At 54.4% G+C, this 17,653-nt stretch carries 15 protein-coding genes and 1 pseudogene; 7 read left to right on the forward strand and 9 right to left on the reverse strand.

Translation table 11 applies throughout. The annotated features are described in order from the left end of the window. Window positions 1-219, forward strand: a 219-nt coding sequence (locus tag U4Z64_RS36530; protein ID WP_321822580.1) for a transposase domain-containing protein, incomplete at its 5' end; no start/stop codon positions are given. Window positions 220-694: 475 nt separating this feature from the next. Here the strand turns inward: U4Z64_RS36530 and U4Z64_RS36535 are convergent. Next, window positions 695-1,714 carry a LacI family DNA-binding transcriptional regulator gene (locus tag U4Z64_RS36535; protein ID WP_321822581.1) on the reverse strand — a complete coding sequence of 340 codons (1,020 nt, stop codon included), beginning with the start codon at window positions 1,712-1,714 and terminating at the stop codon, window positions 695-697. 267 nt (window positions 1,715-1,981) lie between these two features. On the opposite strand from U4Z64_RS36535, the gene U4Z64_RS36540 reads away from it, so the two are divergent. After that, the gene (locus tag U4Z64_RS36540; RefSeq protein ID WP_321822582.1) at window positions 1,982-3,160 is read left to right on the forward strand and encodes a Gfo/Idh/MocA family oxidoreductase; all 1,179 of its coding nucleotides are present in this window, start codon (window positions 1,982-1,984) and stop codon (window positions 3,158-3,160) included. 387 nt (window positions 3,161-3,547) lie between these two features. Beyond that, a complete protein-coding gene (locus U4Z64_RS36545; protein WP_321822583.1) occupies window positions 3,548-4,474 on the forward strand; it encodes a sugar ABC transporter substrate-binding protein in 927 nt (308 codons plus the stop codon). Between the two features lie 441 nt (window positions 4,475-4,915). Here the strand turns inward: U4Z64_RS36545 and U4Z64_RS36550 are convergent, their stop codons facing one another. The 6 genes from U4Z64_RS36550 to U4Z64_RS36575 form a co-directional block, all read right to left on the reverse strand. After that, a complete protein-coding gene (locus U4Z64_RS36550; protein WP_321822584.1) occupies window positions 4,916-6,451 on the reverse strand; it encodes a sodium:solute symporter family protein in 1,536 nt (511 codons plus the stop codon). Next, entirely contained in the window at window positions 6,448-6,750 is a 303-nt protein-coding gene (locus U4Z64_RS36555; protein WP_321822585.1) for a hypothetical protein, read from the reverse strand. Before U4Z64_RS36555 ends, U4Z64_RS36550 begins: the two co-directional genes overlap by 4 nt. 372 nt (window positions 6,751-7,122) lie before the next feature. After that, a complete protein-coding gene (gene hisN, locus U4Z64_RS36560) occupies window positions 7,123-7,911 on the reverse strand; it encodes a histidinol-phosphatase (RefSeq protein ID WP_321822586.1) in 789 nt (262 codons plus the stop codon). 21 nt (window positions 7,912-7,932) lie between these two features. Further along, window positions 7,933-8,697 carry a DeoR/GlpR family DNA-binding transcription regulator gene (locus U4Z64_RS36565; protein WP_321822587.1) on the reverse strand — a complete coding sequence of 255 codons (765 nt, stop codon included), beginning with the start codon at window positions 8,695-8,697 and terminating at the stop codon, window positions 7,933-7,935. A gap of 112 nt (window positions 8,698-8,809) precedes the next feature. Further along, complete coding sequence (locus tag U4Z64_RS36570) at window positions 8,810-9,742, reverse strand: choline kinase family protein (protein ID WP_321822588.1); 933 nt, start codon at window positions 9,740-9,742, stop codon at window positions 8,810-8,812. A gap of 16 nt (window positions 9,743-9,758) precedes the next feature. Then, window positions 9,759-10,760: a phosphotransferase family protein gene (locus U4Z64_RS36575; RefSeq protein WP_321822589.1), complete on the reverse strand. Its 1,002-nt coding sequence runs from the start codon at window positions 10,758-10,760 to the stop codon at window positions 9,759-9,761. A 113-nt stretch (window positions 10,761-10,873) separates the two neighbouring features. Here U4Z64_RS36575 and U4Z64_RS36580 point away from each other — a divergent pair, with 113 nt between their 5' ends. Then, entirely contained in the window at window positions 10,874-12,265 is a 1,392-nt protein-coding gene (locus U4Z64_RS36580) for an amidase (RefSeq protein WP_321822590.1), read from the forward strand. Window positions 12,266-12,450: 185 nt separating this feature from the next. Here the strand turns inward: U4Z64_RS36580 and U4Z64_RS37710 are convergent, their stop codons facing one another. Next, window positions 12,451-13,647: a serine hydrolase domain-containing protein gene (locus U4Z64_RS37710; protein ID WP_415750628.1), complete on the reverse strand. Its 1,197-nt coding sequence runs from the start codon at window positions 13,645-13,647 to the stop codon at window positions 12,451-12,453. Window positions 13,648-13,848: 201 nt separating this feature from the next. Next, entirely contained in the window at window positions 13,849-14,940 is a 1,092-nt protein-coding gene (locus U4Z64_RS36585) for a porin (protein ID WP_321822591.1), read from the reverse strand. A 607-nt stretch (window positions 14,941-15,547) separates the two neighbouring features. Here U4Z64_RS36585 and U4Z64_RS36590 point away from each other — a divergent pair. The 3 genes and pseudogenes from U4Z64_RS36590 to eutB form a co-directional block, all read left to right on the forward strand. Next, window positions 15,548-15,955: an RrF2 family transcriptional regulator gene (locus U4Z64_RS36590; protein ID WP_415750629.1), complete on the forward strand. Its 408-nt coding sequence runs from the start codon at window positions 15,548-15,550 to the stop codon at window positions 15,953-15,955. Between the two features lie 374 nt (window positions 15,956-16,329). Continuing rightward, window positions 16,330-16,679 (forward strand): annotated as a pseudogene (locus tag U4Z64_RS36595) (ethanolamine permease); the annotation flags it as partial. Window positions 16,680-16,753: 74 nt separating this feature from the next. Next, window positions 16,754-17,653: ethanolamine ammonia-lyase subunit EutB (gene eutB / locus U4Z64_RS36600; protein ID WP_321822593.1), on the forward strand; the 900-nt coding region annotated here is incomplete at its 3' end.

Below are 17,653 nucleotides of genomic sequence, written 5' to 3' on the forward strand. Positions count from 1 at the left end.
GACCGGTTATGCCGAGATCGGCATAAGCGCCGCAATTACCTGTTCGCCGGCGCGGACTCAGACGGCGAACGTGCTGCAGCGATCTGCAGTCTGATCGGCACGGCCAAGCTCAACCGCATCAATCCCGAAGCGCATCAGCGCGCCGTGCACACCTGCATCACGGACCATCCGATCAACCGGGTCGCAGACCTGCTGCCCTGGAACGTGTCCGTCACGTAATCCGCAAGGCCGCCGTCTATGACTTACACACACTACGCCGTCGTTAATGAAGTCTGTCCGATATGTGGCCAGGGACGAGTACTTGTGGCTGCCACATCGGGAAGCTCGGAGAGCTTCGTGTTCTGCAAAGATTGCGAATCTGAATGGAACCACCCTGACGAAATACATGACGCAGAGCTTGCCACACGGGACCGACACGCGTTTTCACGCTATCTGCACCCCGGCGAGTTAATGGAGTACCCGTGGGATTGCCATATCCTGAACAGGTAATCACGGCAGAAATTCGGCGCCGTCGAGACGGTGTTTGATACACGCTTACGCCGCGCCTTCGGCTTAGCTCGTGATTCTATTGTTGAAAAAGTTGACCATGTGCGCCCAAATGGCGACGGGAACTTTGATCATTTTTGGTCAATTTTTCACCATGACAATGGCCATGCCAAGCGTTAGAGCTACCCCCCCGTTTTGCATCATTGCGTTAGCGATGCCGGACATGCGAACGGCGGATCACGAGCTCGCCGAGCGCGAGGAATGTGCGCGGAACACAGTTGCCATCGGTCAGCCGCCGCATGGCCTCGTCGACGAGCCGTGCCATCGGTTGGCGATAGGTCGTCAGTTCGTAGTTCGGAGACGATGCGAGTTCGATGTCGTCGAATCCGACAATGCCGACAGTTCCCGTGCAACGGCGCGTTTTCAGCGCTTCCAGCGCGCCGACCGCGAGGATATCGTTTTCGCAGAACATTGCTTCGACGCGGTCCGCCGCGGCGGTCGAATACAGATATTCGGACATCGCGCGAAAACCGCAGTCGCGCCTATAGTGATCGGCGTCCAGTACAACCTCGACCCCCAGTCCACGCTCAGCGAGACCGTCGCGGAATCCATCCAGCCGCTTCAACTGTGTCGACAGCGACGTCGGGCCCGCCATATAGCCAATCCGTACGCTGCCCTGCTCCGCCAGTAGCGCCGCGATCTGCCGTCCGGCCGCGTAGCCGTCGGTCGAAACCACCTGAATATGCGGAATATCGCTATTCCGGTACAGCACGATCAACGGAATATGGTGGGAATCTTGGGCAAATTCGACAAGTTCGCCAGTCAAAACTGTGCCAAGAAAGATCAGTCCGTCGACTTGGAACTGATCAGCAAGCGACAATGTATCGCGCCCCTGATCCGAACTGATGTTAAGCAGCATTGCCAGATAGCCGCGCCGCTGCAACTGGCCTGTCACCTCGTCGAGGACCGGCGCGAGATTCGGATTCGCCAGCTCGTCGACGACCAGACCAACGATCCCGCTTCGGCGCGTCGTCAGGCTCCGCGCGAGCAGGTTCGGCCGGTAGCCGAGCTCCGTCGCAATTTGCAAGACCCGTTCGCGAGCGTCTTCCGATATCGACGCCCCTGCGGTAAACGCCCGTGATACCGTCCACTTGGACACCCCGGCTCGCGCGGCGACATCGCTTGCCGTTACTTTGCGGGACGTCTCGTCGGATTTTTTGTTAGGCATTTCGGTCGCTCCTGATTGACATTGTTCGCCTCGCAGTCTACTGTACTTGCAACCGGGTGCACAAACGTCTTTTGCAATGAGACTTGCGGTCGAACCGGTTTCAAATTCGGTCGTAGGATGGCCGTATTTTTTTACCAAGCATTGCACCCGGTTGCAAACTCTGCGGCTGCACGTCGTCCGCGAGCATGCAATAGAGGCGACGGCGATGCAGTCCAATCCACGCCAGCGCCTAAGTAAGGATTACTAATAATATGAGGACACTCAATCATGTTGAATGGTGAACGAAGAATCGCACGCCCGCTGCGTTGGGCAATTATCGGCGGCGGCCGGACTGGGCAGGTCGGCTACAAGCATCGTAGCGGTGCGCTACGAGACAACACCGCGTACCAATTAGTCGCTGGCGCATTTGATATCGACGCCGCGCGCGGTCGCGATTTCGGTACCAATTTAGGCGTCGATCCCCAGCGCTGCTATGCAGACTACGGGGCGCTATTTCGTGAAGAGGCGAACCGGGACGACGGCATCGAGGTTGTGTCGATCGCGACGCCGAATGGCACCCATTACGAGATCGCGAAGGCCGCGCTACAGTCCGGCCTACACGTCATCTGCGAGAAGCCACTATTTTTCACGACGCGGGAGGTTCTCGAGATCAAAACGCTCGCGGACGAAAAAGGCCTGATCGTCGGCGTGACTTACGGTTTCTCAGGCCACCCGCTGCTGCTGCAGATGCGCGCGATGGTAGAAACCGAGGAGCTTGGCGACATCCGGATCGTCGACCTGCAGTACACGCACGGTTTCAACGCTACGGATGCGGTCGACAAGGTAAGCGACGCGCAGAAATGGCGCGTAGACCCGAAGGTCGCCGGCCCGACGTTCGTACTCGGCGATCTTTCAACGCATACGTACTACATGTCGCAACTGATCGCGCCAAAGCTGCGGATCAAGGAGCTGATGTGCGACCGCCAGAGTTTCATTAAGTCACGCGCGCCGCTTGAGGACAACGCGTTCGTGCTGATGCGCTATGAAAATGGCGCGGTAGGCCGGATGTGGGCGTCGTCGGTAAACGCTGGCTGCATGGACAGCCAGCGAATCCGAATTGTCGGCAGCAAAGCGAGCGTGGTCTGGTCCGACGCAAATCCGAGCGAATTGCGCTACGAGGTGCAGGGGATGCCGATCCAGACGATGCACCGCGGAATGGCGTACCTCGACGATAACTGCAATGCAGACGAGCGTCTCGGCGCGTTGCATACCGAAGGACTCACCGAATCGTGGGCAAACATCTACCTGAAGTTCGCAATAGCAATCGACGCAAAGCGCCGTGGCGACGCACAGACCCTCGCGAAGCTCGTCTACCCTAACATTGACGCCGGTCTCGAGGGCGTGCGTTGGCTTGAAAACTGCGTCCGTTCCGCAAACGCGAACGGCGCGTGGGTCGACTTTGACTAAGCCAGACTGCGCAGTCCCATCGTCTCGCCGCAGCAATTCACCAGTAAGTAGATACGCCGCAGGGTACGCACGGTGATGTGATTCGCGTCGCGAGCATCGTAACGACATTGGAAGCGATACACCAGGAGATTCCCAATGCTTTTCGCGTTCTTTCGGTCAATGGACCATATACGACCGCGCACGCTCACAGACGGTCGCGCAAAGTGCAGCATCAACGCGTTCGTAGTCGCCTTCGACGCCCGGCCCCGAAACAGTGGCGAACACCGCTGGACCTAACTTACCGGTTCCACGAGGCACCGCCGAGGAAGAGACGGCGACGCTGCCAGAAACGCGACCCGGTACGGATTTCCGTTCGGATCGTATCGACACGTCCGACAGGAGGAGCAGATGAAACGCATCACGTTGACTGTAGCAACGCTATTAATTGGCTTGTCGCTCGCAGGGGCCCATGCCGATACTGCAACCAACCGCTATGTGGTAGGGTATGCGAATATGCTCGATTCTGATGTATTCCCCAAAACCGTCAAGACAGCTTTCACGCAAGCATCAAAATCAGATCCCGTGCTTGACGTCAGGTTCACGGATGCAAACGGCGATATCAACAAGCAGCTCGATCAGATTGACACGTTCATTGCACAGAAAGTAAATGCAATCGTAGTCGTCCCGGCCGATTACCAGGGAATCGTCCCTGGTGTCGAGAAGGCAAATCGTGCAGGCATTCCTGTAATAGCTCTGAACGTTCAGTCGGCGGGCGGAAGGTACACCTTCGTCGGATCGCGAAACGTCGATGCCGGGCGTCTGCAAGGCGAGTTCATGGCCCGGCAACTACCCAAAAATTCGAAGATCCTGTATCTGCAAGGTACACCTGGCCTTTATCACTCGAAGGAGCGCTTCGACGGCTTCAAGCAGGCGTGCCTGGACAAACGCCCAGACGTGAAGCTCCTGTCGAGTTTGTCCGGCAACTACGACCGCAGCCTAGGTATGCAAATTACTGAGGACTGGATCCAACGCTTCCCCCATTTCGATGCCATTGTTGCCGCAAATGATCAGATGGCGCTCGGCGCGCTGCAGGCACTAAAGGCATCCGGTCGGTTAAAGGGCGTCATGATATCTGGCATCGACGGCACCGCAGATGCCCTCCGCGAAATCTCCACCGGTGAAATGTCACAAACAATCTTCCAGGACGCAAAGGGGCAAGCATCCGCCGCTTACAAGGTCGTCGAAACGCTCCGTGACGGCAGCGCAACACCGCCGGACGTTTTGGTCCCTTTCATGTCGATCACCCGCAATAACGTCGGTCAATATCTGAAGTAATGTGCAGCAAAAACGGTTCGACCGATCCATGAACGTCCCGAGTGACGTTCACGGATTGGTCAAACTGAAAAGCTGCAACCTATAGATTCGCATGTTTAAAAAATTATAAAGGGACAACGGCGGCGATGCAAAATCGTCGATTTTATAAAACATCGCCGACAATAGTATGTGAAACAAAATCGACCAGCCATCAGGCAGAGCGGCTGCCCGCACTTTGAACGGTACCTGAGCAGCCTTGCGAGTCTGTCTCTTGGGTACCGAAGATCCAGTCGAGAGTAGGCATCCGCCTCGGAACGAAGTCAAGGTATGATCGGTGGACGGCTAGATACTACTAGTAGTGCGATGATTTTGCCTTCGTTGCTGACGATTGTCTCGGTCACCCTGAGAGCCGCTAAAATCAAGCGACTCTCTACCTCTTTTCTGCAATGATCGAGGTTCACTTTAGGCTGGATGGGCCTGCGTTTGCTCGGCCGCTCGAGTCTGTGGATCCCCAACCCCAAACAGCGTGTCAAGTCGCTTCACCTCTTCAGGGTCCGGCTTGATAAATACTGCACAAAGGATGAAAATCATAGCATTTACGACGATACCAACAATACCAGACGTGACGGATCCCAACGCTGGGATATCGTCTGGATAGAAGACCGTCAGCACCCCAGCGATCGCGATTCCAGACAGCATTCCGAGAATTGCTCCTTGCTTGTTACCCCACCGGGTAAAAATTCCGAAAAATAACGGAACCGATAACTGGATAATACCTTGGTAGGAGATTACAGCGAATAACTGCATCCTCGGCCAGTTGAACGTCCGATATGCGACCAAGGCAGCAGCCACAATGAAAACTATCATCCCCCCCTTAGACAGAATCGTAAGTCGACGATCACTAAGTTTCCGATTCCATGTCGCTAGGTCGCTTGCAAATTGGACACCGCATACCTGCACACATCCATCCACATGACCAATGCTCGCGGCCAAAACAATAGCAATACCGATTGCCATGAGACCCGTACCGCCCGTTCCATAAAGTACGGTGAACCAGCCCTGCTGCGGGTTTGCCGCCACTTCCGGATTCTGGCTAACCGCCGCAGCAAAGAGCATCAAAATAATAAGAAAACCACCCACTAAAAAAATAGTATAGACGGTACCCTTCTTAACAGTTCTCACTCCGCTTGCGGTGTAAATTCTCTGAAAACTCATTGGCCAACACATCGATCCGATAATTCCAGAGACCACGAGGCTGAACCAATACCAGGGACCATACCCCGTCCCCTTATCCCCAGGAATGAGAAGCATCTTCTGTGGCAAGGTCGCAAGATGAGAGTATGAGGCATGGTCAGTACTAACCATAAGCACGACACATATTGCAGCTGCTAATACGTATGCAATCAATCCCTGATACATATCAGTCATAATCAGACCTCGCATACCCATACTGACAGTCCAATATTGACGTATGAGGATCAGCACTACTGCTCCAACAAGGCACGACATAACACTCCATCGTGAGAATGTCGCATATTGTATGAGCAACCCAAGCGCCTGTATTCCCAGAACTACCCACGGAAACATGGTCACAATCCCAATCAGTGACGCAAGGCGCTTAACAACCGGGCTGTTATATCTGAGACCAAGAAGCTCAGGCTGAGTATTGAGATTGAATTTTTGTCCCCAACGCCATGCACGATTGGCCATCAGGTACATGGCGGTGACACCTAATGTCGAAAAAACCATGCTATAGAAACCAAGCGTGCCACCTACAGCCAGGGAGAAAAATACTGTGAAAATCGCCCCAGGAAGCCACGAATTAGTGTAACTCATTGCAACATACCATGGCCCAAAAGAGCGGCCACCAACAGCATAATCGGCAAAAGACCGGCTTCTCCGATTCGTGACATAAAGAACGGCGATCATGCCTGCAAGAAATAACGCTATCACGCCACCGGTAATCATAAGTTCACCTGGAGTACCTTTACCGATCATGACTGCACCTCATCCATCATTTCATCGTCGTTAACTTCAACGGCATAAAGAATTGTCACGCCGATACCTAGCGTAACCGTAATAATCACCCAATACGATATTGCAAGCGGAATTCCAAAAATAAGAAAACCACTCCCACTCACCTTTAGATAAAATGGTGGGAAGGCAGAAAGCATGAGAAGAGCAATGAAGAACCCTCCAAAAACTATATTCTTCATCGAGCGGCTGCTGTTCTGCGATGAATGCTCCATAGCAATGGCAGGTTTGCAAGGAACACTATCAACGTTACGATCATTCATGGAACCGACCTCCTTCAGCAAGTGGACTAGCCATCGAACATCGATAAAACGTGCGTTAGCTTGCAGAAATTCTTCAACCGCAAGCTCGCCAATTACTCGTATTCAATTCTTTAGTTACACACCAAATCGGCAATACGATTCTATTTAGAGAATTAATTCGCCTTCATATTATTATTCTAATTACATGTATGTGATATGTAGTACGAATTAACTTGAATCAATGAACTGACAGTTGCTCCAGCACTGATTTGACGTCACCGCCGCCAGCTCGCTCAGATGCGTTTGGCTGGATGATGTCATCCAACATCGCGGACTCGGTGCATCACATAGCGTTAAAAGGAGGCGCTCAAGGACGCCCCCGAACTATCCGACTCAGACCCCGAGCGTCTTTAGCACCTCGTCATGAAGATCTCGAGTTGCCGACGCGATCACACGCCCGTCACTACTTGCGCTAAGGGGACGACCACCCCAATCGGTAATTACACCGCCAGCCCGCTCAATAATGGGGACAAGAGCGAGATAGTCATATGGTTGCAAGCCGGCTTCGCAAACAATATCAACCCATCCGGACGCCAGCAAAGCATATGCATAACAGTCGCCGCCAAACCGACGCATTGCCGCACCATGACTTAGCCGTTCAAACGATTCTTTATTTTCGCCAGCAAAAATGTCGGGCGACGTAGAGTAGATGTTCGCTGAAGCCAATCGTTTCGTGCCTCGAGTACGACAAGCTTCCCCGTTATAGTGGGTGCCCTTACTCGGCGCCCCGACCCAGCGTTCGCCCAGCGCCGGCATGTCAATCACCCCAACGCAAGGAACTCCATTGTGCATAACCCCGATCAGCGTGCCAAAGGTCGGCATCCCGCTGATGAAGCTTTTTGTTCCATCGATGGGATCAATAACCCAGACAAACTCCGAGTGGAGTCCAACCGGAGCCTCCTCCTCCCCCAAAATTCCGTGATCCGGGAACCGATCGCTAATCATCGCACGCAACATTGCTTCGATTTCGCGATCAGCAAGAGTCACGGGGGAATCGTCCGACTTTAACTCAACGTCTATCGCACTGCGAAACCAGCGTTGCGCAATCGGCCCCGAGACATCCGTAAGCTGGTGCGCAAATCCGACAAGCTCAGCTTCGAAATCAGAAAAAATCTTGTTCACACATGCTCCTTTTTGCTTCCATTAGCCCATGAGAACCTCAGCAAGTCCCGCGCCGCGCAGCGCATCGAGCTGTGCGTCTGTAGCCTGAGGATCAGTCACAAGTAAATCAATTTGTTCACATCCACACACCTGAACTCGGCTTGTCGTGCCGAGCTTGCTTGAATCAGCAAGAACAACCACCTTCTGTGAAGATTCGATCATCGCGCGAGCTAGCTCGGCTTCCGTTAGATGATAGTTTGTTGCCCCCTTCTCAGCAGAAAGTGAAACTGGTGAAAAAAAGGTTATGTCGCAAGTAAAACGTCTCATCTCGGATAAAGTGAGTTCGCCGTATGTACCCGGTACATCACGACCAATTACGCCGCCGAGGAGAATAACGTCCGCGTCACTTTGACCGGCCCGAATCGTTGCGGCGACATCGATCGAATTCGTTACAACAGAAATGCCTGGAACGGTCATAAGCGCCGCAGCAAATGCAGTCGTCGTACTGCCTGCATCAATAGCGCAAATCATCCCGGGCTCAAGCAAGCGAGCAGCGGTGACACTAATCCTGCGCTTGGCCTCAGCGTTCGCGTGTAACCGAGCCTTAAACGGCGGTTCTGCTTCGGCTGGCACCCTAGTGACGCCACCATGCACTCGCTGCAGCTTTCCATCAGCTTCGAGTTCGATGATGTCGCGGCGGATGGACTCTCGCGATACCTTCAACGCGTCGACCATGCGTTCGATGCTCAAGTGCTCATTGACAGCAAGCAATGAGATGATGCGATGCTTTCGATCTTTAGCCCACACAACACGTATTCCTTTTCAACACGATGACAACCAACAGTACCATCCTTCCGGACAAGGAAGAAGCCACATATTGCGTCAACAACTCTAGATCGATTGTGCCTCCACTTGCATCTCAAACCTTCACAAGAGCATCGTCCCACGCAGGCTGCGAAATCAGATGCCGAGCTCTCAAAAAAAGTAACTCTGAATACTTTGCATAGTCAAACTGGATCGTCGATATGCGCGCTTGAAGCGCTGCCCAGATCCCCCAAGCAATTCCCACCACGCCGCCATATAGCGTAACTCGCGCTTCCGCTTCCCGTGTTAGCCGGCCGTCGTGAATCTCAATCAGCTCTCCCATTTCATCTGCGTTGGAGAATATTTCAAATGCAAAGAGCGCGAGATCCCAGTACGGATCATTATTTGACGCATACTCCCAGTCAATGAGCTTCACATTTTGTTGCGCATCAACCATATAGTTAGTCACATACGAATCGTTGAAACACGCACTTAACGGCATCCCCGAGGCCTCAATCGCCTGGCGAGCTCTTGAGCAATGCCAAAGCAGGTGATCCATATCACGAGGTAGACGCGCACCATGCTGACGAGCTAATGCTAGGCGCTGCTCAACCTGGTCAAACCCGGTCAATGTCAGACTGAGTGTTTGAGTCTCGTGAATAGCCTTGTATGCAAGGACAATGTTGCGGCGAATATTGTCGTCAAGAAGATCACCAACATTGCAGCTTCGATATCCCTCAAGGAATTCGTGCACCTCGATCCCCTGACCCTCAAGATAGTGGACGACCCTTGGGGCGTACCCTGCAGTTGCGGCTTTAACCGCAGCCTCGTGCGCAACGATCCGATCGATAAATATCTCGGTGCCAGCACCAGGCAATTTCATAAAGTACTGGCTTTGGTCATCGTCCAGCCGGATCCTCCAATTAAGATTGGTAATGCCAGCACTGATACGTTCGTAGCTCAGCGAACGCCCACTCCAATCGCCAATCTGTGCGATGGCGGATTCGATCGCGAGCTCCGCCTCTGTCCTACCTTGCCCGAGTTTCATCTTTCATACCCTTCCGTTAGATTTGCCGCTGTAGCGCAGCAATGTCCCAACGATCAATCCAGTATCGGCTGCGAAGGAACCGATTCTGCGCATATTTGTAGAATTCGACCGAGTTTCTGCGACTTGATTCGTAGTGAGCAATCAGGCTCCAGCAGCCCCACAAGAAATCGTCCACAATCATGTACAAACGGACACGGGCGGTGGCGGACAGGCTTGTAAAGCCCAAATATGCCGCAACTACTTCTTCGACTTCGCTGTCGAAACTGCAGCATTCGAGACAGAATCCGGCAATGTCGTAGTGCGGATCGCTGTTCACCGCGCGATCGAAGTCAACCAGCCTCACAGTACCGTCACCATCTATCATCAAATTAGAAAGCGACGACTCTCCGTGGATAGGCACTGAATCGTGTCCCGCGGCAGCGAAGCATTTTTCAAGATGTGCCACGTTTTCGACGAGTGTATGAAAACCGTTAGGGGTGCGCCACGGAAGCCCCTCCGCGCGACGCTCACGCTCGAGACGCTTGAGCGATTCCAGATAGCCGGCGATGACCTCGAATGGGCTGCGAGTCACTCCCAACCGCTTGCTACGATGCCAAACACGTTTGGCTTGAAGCACTGCCCCACGAATAGCAACATTGTCCATGTCGCCCCTCATCGCCATACGCCACTGCGACTTAGGAAGCATCTCGAACAATATGGCGCCATGCTCGGCACTTTCATCTATTACCTTCGGCGCAATGCCGAGCGATGCCGCCTGGCTGCTGGCCAAGACTGTACCCTCGTGGTCGACCCGATCGAACACATCAGCAAGCGAAAGTTTGAGAAGCCAACGCGGCTCTGCACCCGCTCTCTCAGCGACGGCGAATGGCACGGAGTCTATTGCAAGGTGCAATGGCACCAGCACCGGCGCCGTGAGCGGCGCGCGATGCGGATCGACACCGACTACTGCAGCGAATCGCCTGAGCGCCTCTGCGGCGCGGCGTTCGACCTCAGATTCTGCGCTTGCAACTGAGCTCATTACTTCGCTTCCCTTTGTGAATTTTGATAGGTTGACTGCATACTGCACCACGCCAATAATATCCACAAGTGCACAAAATGTTGTCATCACCAAAACGTCTAAGGACTTACCCTATGACCCAATCCGATCTCTACAATCTCACTAGCGCCGAACTGGTGCATGGCTTTTCTAACCGCTATTTCTCGCCAGTTGATGTGATGAATTCAGTGCTGGAACGCACGCGGCAAGTGAACCCGAAACTCAATGCCTTCTTCTTCCTGGACGAAGAGGGTGCCTTCGCAGCCGCAAAAGCGTCAGAAGGGCGATGGCTTAAGGGCGTCCCTCTCAGCTTTCTTGATGGAGTTCCTGTGTCGATTAAGGACAGTTTTGCCACACAAGGAATGCCAATGTGGCGAGGCGCATCCGCATATAAGGATCGCCCCCCATCAAGCGTCGACTGCCCTCCTGTCGCGAGGCTGCGCGAAGCCGGTGCACTGATCTTTGCCAAAGCGACAATGCCTGACATGGGGATGTTCGGTGCTGGTGTGAGCACAGCCCATGGGATCACACGAAATCCCTGGAATCTCGCGTATAACCCCGGCGGTTCGTCGAGTGGGGGAGCTGCTGCGGTTGCCGGCCGTCTGGGACCTCTAACCGTTGGCAGCGATATCGGGGGATCGGTACGGCTACCGGCATCGCTTTGCGGCCTAGTGTCGCTCAAGCCAACTCAGGGACGCATTCCACACCTTCCACCAAGCCCGATCCGTGCTGCAGGCCCGATAGCACGCACAGTCGAGGATGCCGCACGGATGCTCACCGTACTGGCCCAACAAGATGCGCGGGATTACGGAAGTCTTCCCCCTGAAGATCTTCAATATCATTGCCGCTTGAAGAGAGACGTCAAAGGCCTGCGCATTGGAGTGATGCTAGATATGGGATTCGGACTTTCGCCTGAGGATGAAGTGGTTAATGCGATTGTGGCTGCGGCCGACGTGTTTCGGTCTGCCGGTGCCGTAGTAGAAACAATGCCTCGCCTTATGGCAACCGATCCGATACCGCTTCTCGTCGACATATTCGGCGTTCGTTCGCGCATCGAACTGGAGCACCTGCCAGTGGAGAAGAGAGCACTTGTGCACCCGAAAGTACGCGAGCTTTGTGCACATGCGGACAAGCTGAGCGCCTTGGAATATGGTGAGGCATCGGATCGCTTGGAAGCAATCAAGGCGCAAGTAGTTGCGACCACTGGTGCATACGACTACGTGATCTCGCCCAACTTACCGGTTGTGAACTTTCCCGCGGAGGACGTCGCACCAGATCCTGATGTTCCTCTTAGCGTAGCAACGTATACATGCTTGTTCAATCAAACAGGACAGCCAGCGGCGACGGTATGTTGTGGATTCGACAAGAGGGGACTGCCGATCGGCCTGCAAATCATCGGCAATCGATTTGACGATCTCGGTGTACTTCAAGTCGCGGCGTTCTACGAACATGCCCGGGGCTTCGATGTTGAATGGCCAGATGTCTGAGCGCTCACGGCAACTAGCGGGGCTGTTATGAAATCTGCATAGCTAACGAATGAGCCCGCTTTCCTCTACGGAAGCGGGCAAAGACGTACTGATTATATCGGTCTGTACGTCCACACTGGTCAGACGTGAATCATATACGAGATCTGATATGTCCGGATTCTTATAAGCACGCCAATTTCCTCCCCCTAGAGAGACTTATAAATCGCTGATTGCAGCGATGTCGGAAACGGACCGACACAGCCCCCAACCGCTGTGTTGGTCAATGCGACAACAGTAAGGTTATTCGCAGGATCAACCCAAAAATTGTTACCGTACACCCCGCCCCAGTTCCAGGTACCAGGTGATGCGAAGGAACCAGCTGCTTGTGGGTCAATCAGGACGCCGACACCAAGACCAAATCCGTAGCCTGGCCCAGCGACGTTTATATCAAATGTACCCGTGTGATTCGTCGTCATGCTTTTGATAAGACTAACGGGAAGAACAGAGTTACCAGTCCGCAATGACTCAAGGAAGCGCAGGTAATCTCCCACCGTGCCGACAAGTCCTGCACCAGCAGACGGATATGCGTTTGGATTGAAAGCACGATCCGGAGAAAATCGCAAAGCCCCTCCAATGAATGGGACGGAAAATGTCCCGGCCATTCGTACTGGTTGCGGATCCCCATCAGCATACTGCACGACCAGCGGGTCATCGCGCCGCGCTAGAAATCGTGTTCGCGTCATCCCAAGCGGCCCTGTAACAGTACGCCGAACCACTTCGGGAAGACACTGCCCCATTGCCGCCTCAATCACGGCTCCTAGTATGTCGGTCGAGACGGAATAGCTCCAAGCGGTCCCGGGTTCGTATAGCAGCGGAACTGAGGCAATTCTGTCAATGTTGTCGCTAAGCGATAATCCAGACTCATCTAACCCGTCAGATATACCCGCTCGATGGTAAGGGCCATCCAAGGTATCGAGGAATCCATAGGAAAGCCCCGCCGTATGCGTCAGTAGATGACGAATAGTAAGCTCGGGTGCGGTCCCGTTGTGAAGTCGAGGCTGGAATCGGGGAAGCCACCTTACAACCGGGTCGTCTAGGCTAAATGCGCCCTCGTCGATCAACGCGAGCGCAACGACCGAAACGACTGGCTTTGTCATTGATGCCAACCTGAACATACTGTCGAAGCACATTGGTTGAAATGCTTCGATATCACTATATCCAGCAGCTCGCCCATAAACGAAGCGATTTTTATGGTAGACGCCAATAGCGGCACCCGCGATAAAGCCATCTAGTATTGACGCTTGCAAAACACAATCGATCGAGGCCGCAAGCCGTTCCGTCGGGTGAGACGCAAATTGATCAGTGAAAGGCACACGATTATGACCATAACAACTCTCTAACATTTTATTCCTCGAAGTATCACCACCATCGCTAAGCCCCGCGAAAAATCACTCTATACCAGTCTCTATCTTAAAAATTTTCGCGGAGACGTCGACGAGGATGAAATGCAGCCGCACAGATTATAGAGAAAATTGCACGCAATTAATCTCACTTATCCTCCCTTCCATCTGTGCGCCCGGTTTCAGTTTGGAAGATGGCACCATTCAGAATTTGTGGCTAATGCCAAATTCGACACCAACGGTGCTACGCCCAGGCATGGTCGCACCAGTAAATGAGCCGACATCCTCCACACTCAAGGTTCCGCGACCGCTATTCTTCAAATACGAAGCCGCTGTATAGAGATTTGTGCGTTTTGACAAAGGATGCACATAACCGATACCGAACGCGTGCGCTCCATAAAGACCAGCCTGCTGCGCAGCCGTGTTCGTCCGCGCCACACCCGCGTTTGCAAACGCATAATCGATGCCAAATGGAACGGTCAGCGCAATTTTTGCGATATGCTCATATGATGATATAAATCGATTTGCATTTACCCACAAAGAAACTTTCATTATTTTTAAATCATAGTTAATACCCAAGTTTGCCTGAGTCCATTTTCCAGTTGACGCCCCTACAATTGTGTTTGAAGTGATTCCGGTCTGCCCAACGGCCACAGCAATCTCAAACGGCCCATTGGCATAGCCGATGCGACCACCAACGAAACTACCGATGGTAGTCGTGCATGTCACGTTCCCACTACACCCCTTACCGTCTCCCCGAGGAGATGCCTGAAACATTCCATAAATTCCCCCAAGTGACGGTGGCGTAAAGTATGTCACCGCATTGGCGTTCCAAATGTAATTTGGGACGACCCCTTTACTAGGCAAATTCTGAATGTGAAGAGAATCTGCAACGCCTAGGTTTCCTGTAGGGTCAAACGGCCAATTGTTGCTATACAGCGGGTTCCAGTCCCGCCCAAGATGCAGAGTGCCCAAATCGTTTTTAACCCCGACCCACGCTCCGCGATTGAAGAACGGCATACCAAAGGCTGTCACTGGTGATTGCCCGGTTCCGGGGACAAATGATGTCTCGAGATGAAAGAGCGCACTGAGACCTCCACCAAGATCCTCCGTACCCTGGAATCCCAAAAGCGAGGGCGTATTGCCGAAAGAGCCCAACGTAGTGGCCGAGCCATTACCCTTGTACGATATATAACGAACAGCTGTGTCTACCATACCGTAGATGGTGACGGAAGACTGCGCCATAGCACCTGTGGAAGCGAGGGAAACCACCAAAGCTAAGCCAAAACGTTTCATATTTCGTACTCCTTAAGTATAAGGTGATGGTTATTACTTTTGGAATCAACGTAAGCGCCTTCGCGTTTGGCGAGATTGTCGGTTACCTCCGTCGGCTATCGCGCTCAACCCGCCAATTCAAGGAATGCTTAAATAGCGCAGTGAGGCTGCCATTGGCGTTGTACGCCTGCACGAGGTCGGCACCCTGTGTCGTAGCAGGATGTCGGTCGGATACTGCCATTCGCCAAAAAAACGCACAAGTGCACAAAATATTGTAATCCTGTCAACCTCCTTTCACGTATATGCATATAAGGCACGCACGTGCGCAGGTAGGCGGGACGCTCCGCCTACACGCCCGAGAGGTCCAGTGTTACCTTGTGCCGCCGTTGCTAACGAGGTTCGGGCTTGGGGTTCTATTCCGACACCTATCCGTGCATCCCAACGTCGGCGACGTCGCGGAACACGTCTGGAACGCCACCAATTGGGCCACACGTGAAATAATTCAGGCTGGCGGGTTGTGCCGTTTGGCTATATGGCGCAGTCTCGCTACCCCGGGTAAACGGCATTCATCAGATAAATAGTGAGAACAGATAGTCGCCTATCGCGTGTACTGCATGTGCTCTTGCATATGACTCGAGACAAGCAGCCTACGACATCCAATCAGATCGCAGAGATACTTGGCACAAACTCGGCCGTTGTAAGACGAACACTGGCTGGATTGAGAAGAGCGGGATACGTCGCATCCCTCAAAGGTCATGGTGGGGGATGGTCAATTGCGTGTGACCTTGAGGCGGTTTCCCTCTTCGACATCTATAGTGCCATCGGTAGTGAGCGCATCTTCGCGATCGGTTTTGACCACACCAATCCCGATTGTGCAGTCGAGCGGGTTGTCAATGCAGCTGTCGATGATGTACTTCATCAGGCAGAAGCGTTACTGATCGAGAAGTTTAAGGACATTACCTTGGGCGATCTGGCTCGAGATTTCGAAAAGGTACACCGCATATCCACAGCAACAGTTCAGAATCTGTCTCTCTAGGTATGCTGATAGCACCTGTCCGCTCAGTGTCGTAACGAGCTTCTATCTCCTCGACTTGGGAGTCGTCCACGCGCCTTGAGGTGCAGCAGCTTCATACATGGTGTCTAGGGAAACCCGAGTGCGAACCTTTGCCGAATTTCGATAACACCTCGATTTAGGACTTACTATCATCTAGCCTCAGTCACGCAGGCCAGACCGACTGGCAAGTCTCGGAGTCAGATCTCGCGGGTGCGCAGCCAGCCGCTTTTGTGTACGGGCCTATGAAAGCAGAACCGAATGGCCGGCCCGCGATCCGCAGTATGCCGCCTAGTCAGCCAGCGCAGTGGCAGACCCTGGAGACTTAGCAGCTGAGGAACATGGCGGTCGGCCCCCAGGGGATCATCCTCGGCTATTTGCGCCAGATCTTCGCACTGCCCGCAAAGGCTACCCGCCCGAATGGCTCGCGAAGGTGCATCCGCCCTTCAAGACGCATTACCGCGCGATTCTCGCGGGCGGCGTGGTCGGCATTGCCGCGATCTACAGCGACGAGCTAATCGAGTTCGGCGGCTAGGCGCTCGCCGCCAATATTGTGACGATGTTGGTGTTCAGCGCGATCGTAATGTCCATCGTCAGTATGGCTCCACTGTTCAAGCTGCGCCGCGCGCAGCCAAACACGGGCAGCCCCTTCCGCGCACCGCACTATCCGTTCTTCGCGGTGTTCGCGTTCGCCTGCCTCAGTACGGTGAAATGCCGTCCTTGACGGTATCCGGCGTGCCCGTCCCATGGGCGCGCCATCGGTGTAGCAAGGAGACTAGCAAAATGTCCTATACGGAAACGATCGGCCCGCGCACGTACCGCTTCGCGGACCTGAAGACGCTGCTCGCGAAGGCGAGCCCGCTGCGCTCCGGCGACCAGCTCGCCGGCGTCGCGGCGGCCAGCGAGGAGGAGCGCGTCGCCGCGAAGATCGCGCTCGCGGGCGTGCCGCTGAAGGCGTTCCTGAACGAAGCGGTGATTCCGTACGAGCACGACGAGGTCACGCGCCTGATCCTCGACGATCACGACGCGGCCGCGTTCGCGGAAATCTCGCATCTCACCGTCGGTGACTTCCGCAACTGGCTGCTGTCGCCGGCGGCCGACGGCGCCGCGCTCGAACGGATCGCGCCGGGCCTCACGCCCGAGATGGTCGCGGCCGTGTCGAAGCTGATGCGCAACCAGGACCTGATCGCGGCCGCGAGGAAGCGCCGCGTCGTCACGCGCTTTCGCAACACGGTCGGGCTGGCCGGCCGGATGTCGGTGCGGCTGCAGCCGAACCATCCGACCGACGACGTGAAGGGCATCGCCGCGTCGATGCTCGACGGGCTGATGTACGGCTGCGGCGACGCGATGATCGGCATCAATCCGGCCACCGACAGCCTCGCGGCGATCGTGAAGCTGCTCGCGATGATCGACGGGTTCCGCGAACGCTACGGCGTGCCGACGCAGTCGTGCGTGCTCACCCACGTGACCAACACGATCGCGGCGATCGAGAAGGGCGCGCCGGTCGACCTGGTGTTCCAGTCGATCGCGGGCACCGAGAAGGCGAACGCGAGCTTCGGCATTTCGCTCGCGCTGCTCGGCGAGGCGCGCGAGGCCGCGTTGTCGCTCAAGCGCGGCACCGTCGGCGATAACCTGATGTATTTCGAGACGGGGCAAGGCAGCGCGCTGTCGGCGAACGCGCAC

The organism is Burkholderia sp. BCC1996 (assembly GCF_905339955.1).
Classification (GTDB): domain Bacteria; phylum Pseudomonadota; class Gammaproteobacteria; order Burkholderiales; family Burkholderiaceae; genus Burkholderia.

Bases quoted from the DNA above. Each gene is read 5' to 3' on its own strand.
- U4Z64_RS36535 (WP_321822581.1), bottom strand. From the start codon at position 1,714: ATGCCTAACAAAAAATCCGACGAGACGTCCCGCAAAGTAACGGCAAGC.
- U4Z64_RS36540 (WP_321822582.1), top strand. From the start codon at position 1,982: ATGTTGAATGGTGAACGAAGAATCGCACGCCCGCTGCGTTGGGCAATT.
- U4Z64_RS36545 (WP_321822583.1), top strand. From the start codon at position 3,548: ATGAAACGCATCACGTTGACTGTAGCAACGCTATTAATTGGCTTGTCG.
- U4Z64_RS36550 (WP_321822584.1), bottom strand. From the start codon at position 6,451: ATGATCGGTAAAGGTACTCCAGGTGAACTTATGATTACCGGTGGCGTG.
- U4Z64_RS36555 (WP_321822585.1), bottom strand. From the start codon at position 6,750: ATGAATGATCGTAACGTTGATAGTGTTCCTTGCAAACCTGCCATTGCT.
- U4Z64_RS36570 (WP_321822588.1), bottom strand. From the start codon at position 9,742: ATGAAACTCGGGCAAGGTAGGACAGAGGCGGAGCTCGCGATCGAATCC.
- U4Z64_RS36575 (WP_321822589.1), bottom strand. From the start codon at position 10,760: ATGAGCTCAGTTGCAAGCGCAGAATCTGAGGTCGAACGCCGCGCCGCA.
- U4Z64_RS36580 (WP_321822590.1), top strand. From the start codon at position 10,874: ATGACCCAATCCGATCTCTACAATCTCACTAGCGCCGAACTGGTGCAT.
- U4Z64_RS37710 (WP_415750628.1), bottom strand. From the start codon at position 13,647: ATGTTAGAGAGTTGTTATGGTCATAATCGTGTGCCTTTCACTGATCAA.
- U4Z64_RS36585 (WP_321822591.1), bottom strand. From the start codon at position 14,940: ATGAAACGTTTTGGCTTAGCTTTGGTGGTTTCCCTCGCTTCCACAGGT.
- U4Z64_RS36590 (WP_415750629.1), top strand. From the start codon at position 15,548: ATGACTCGAGACAAGCAGCCTACGACATCCAATCAGATCGCAGAGATA.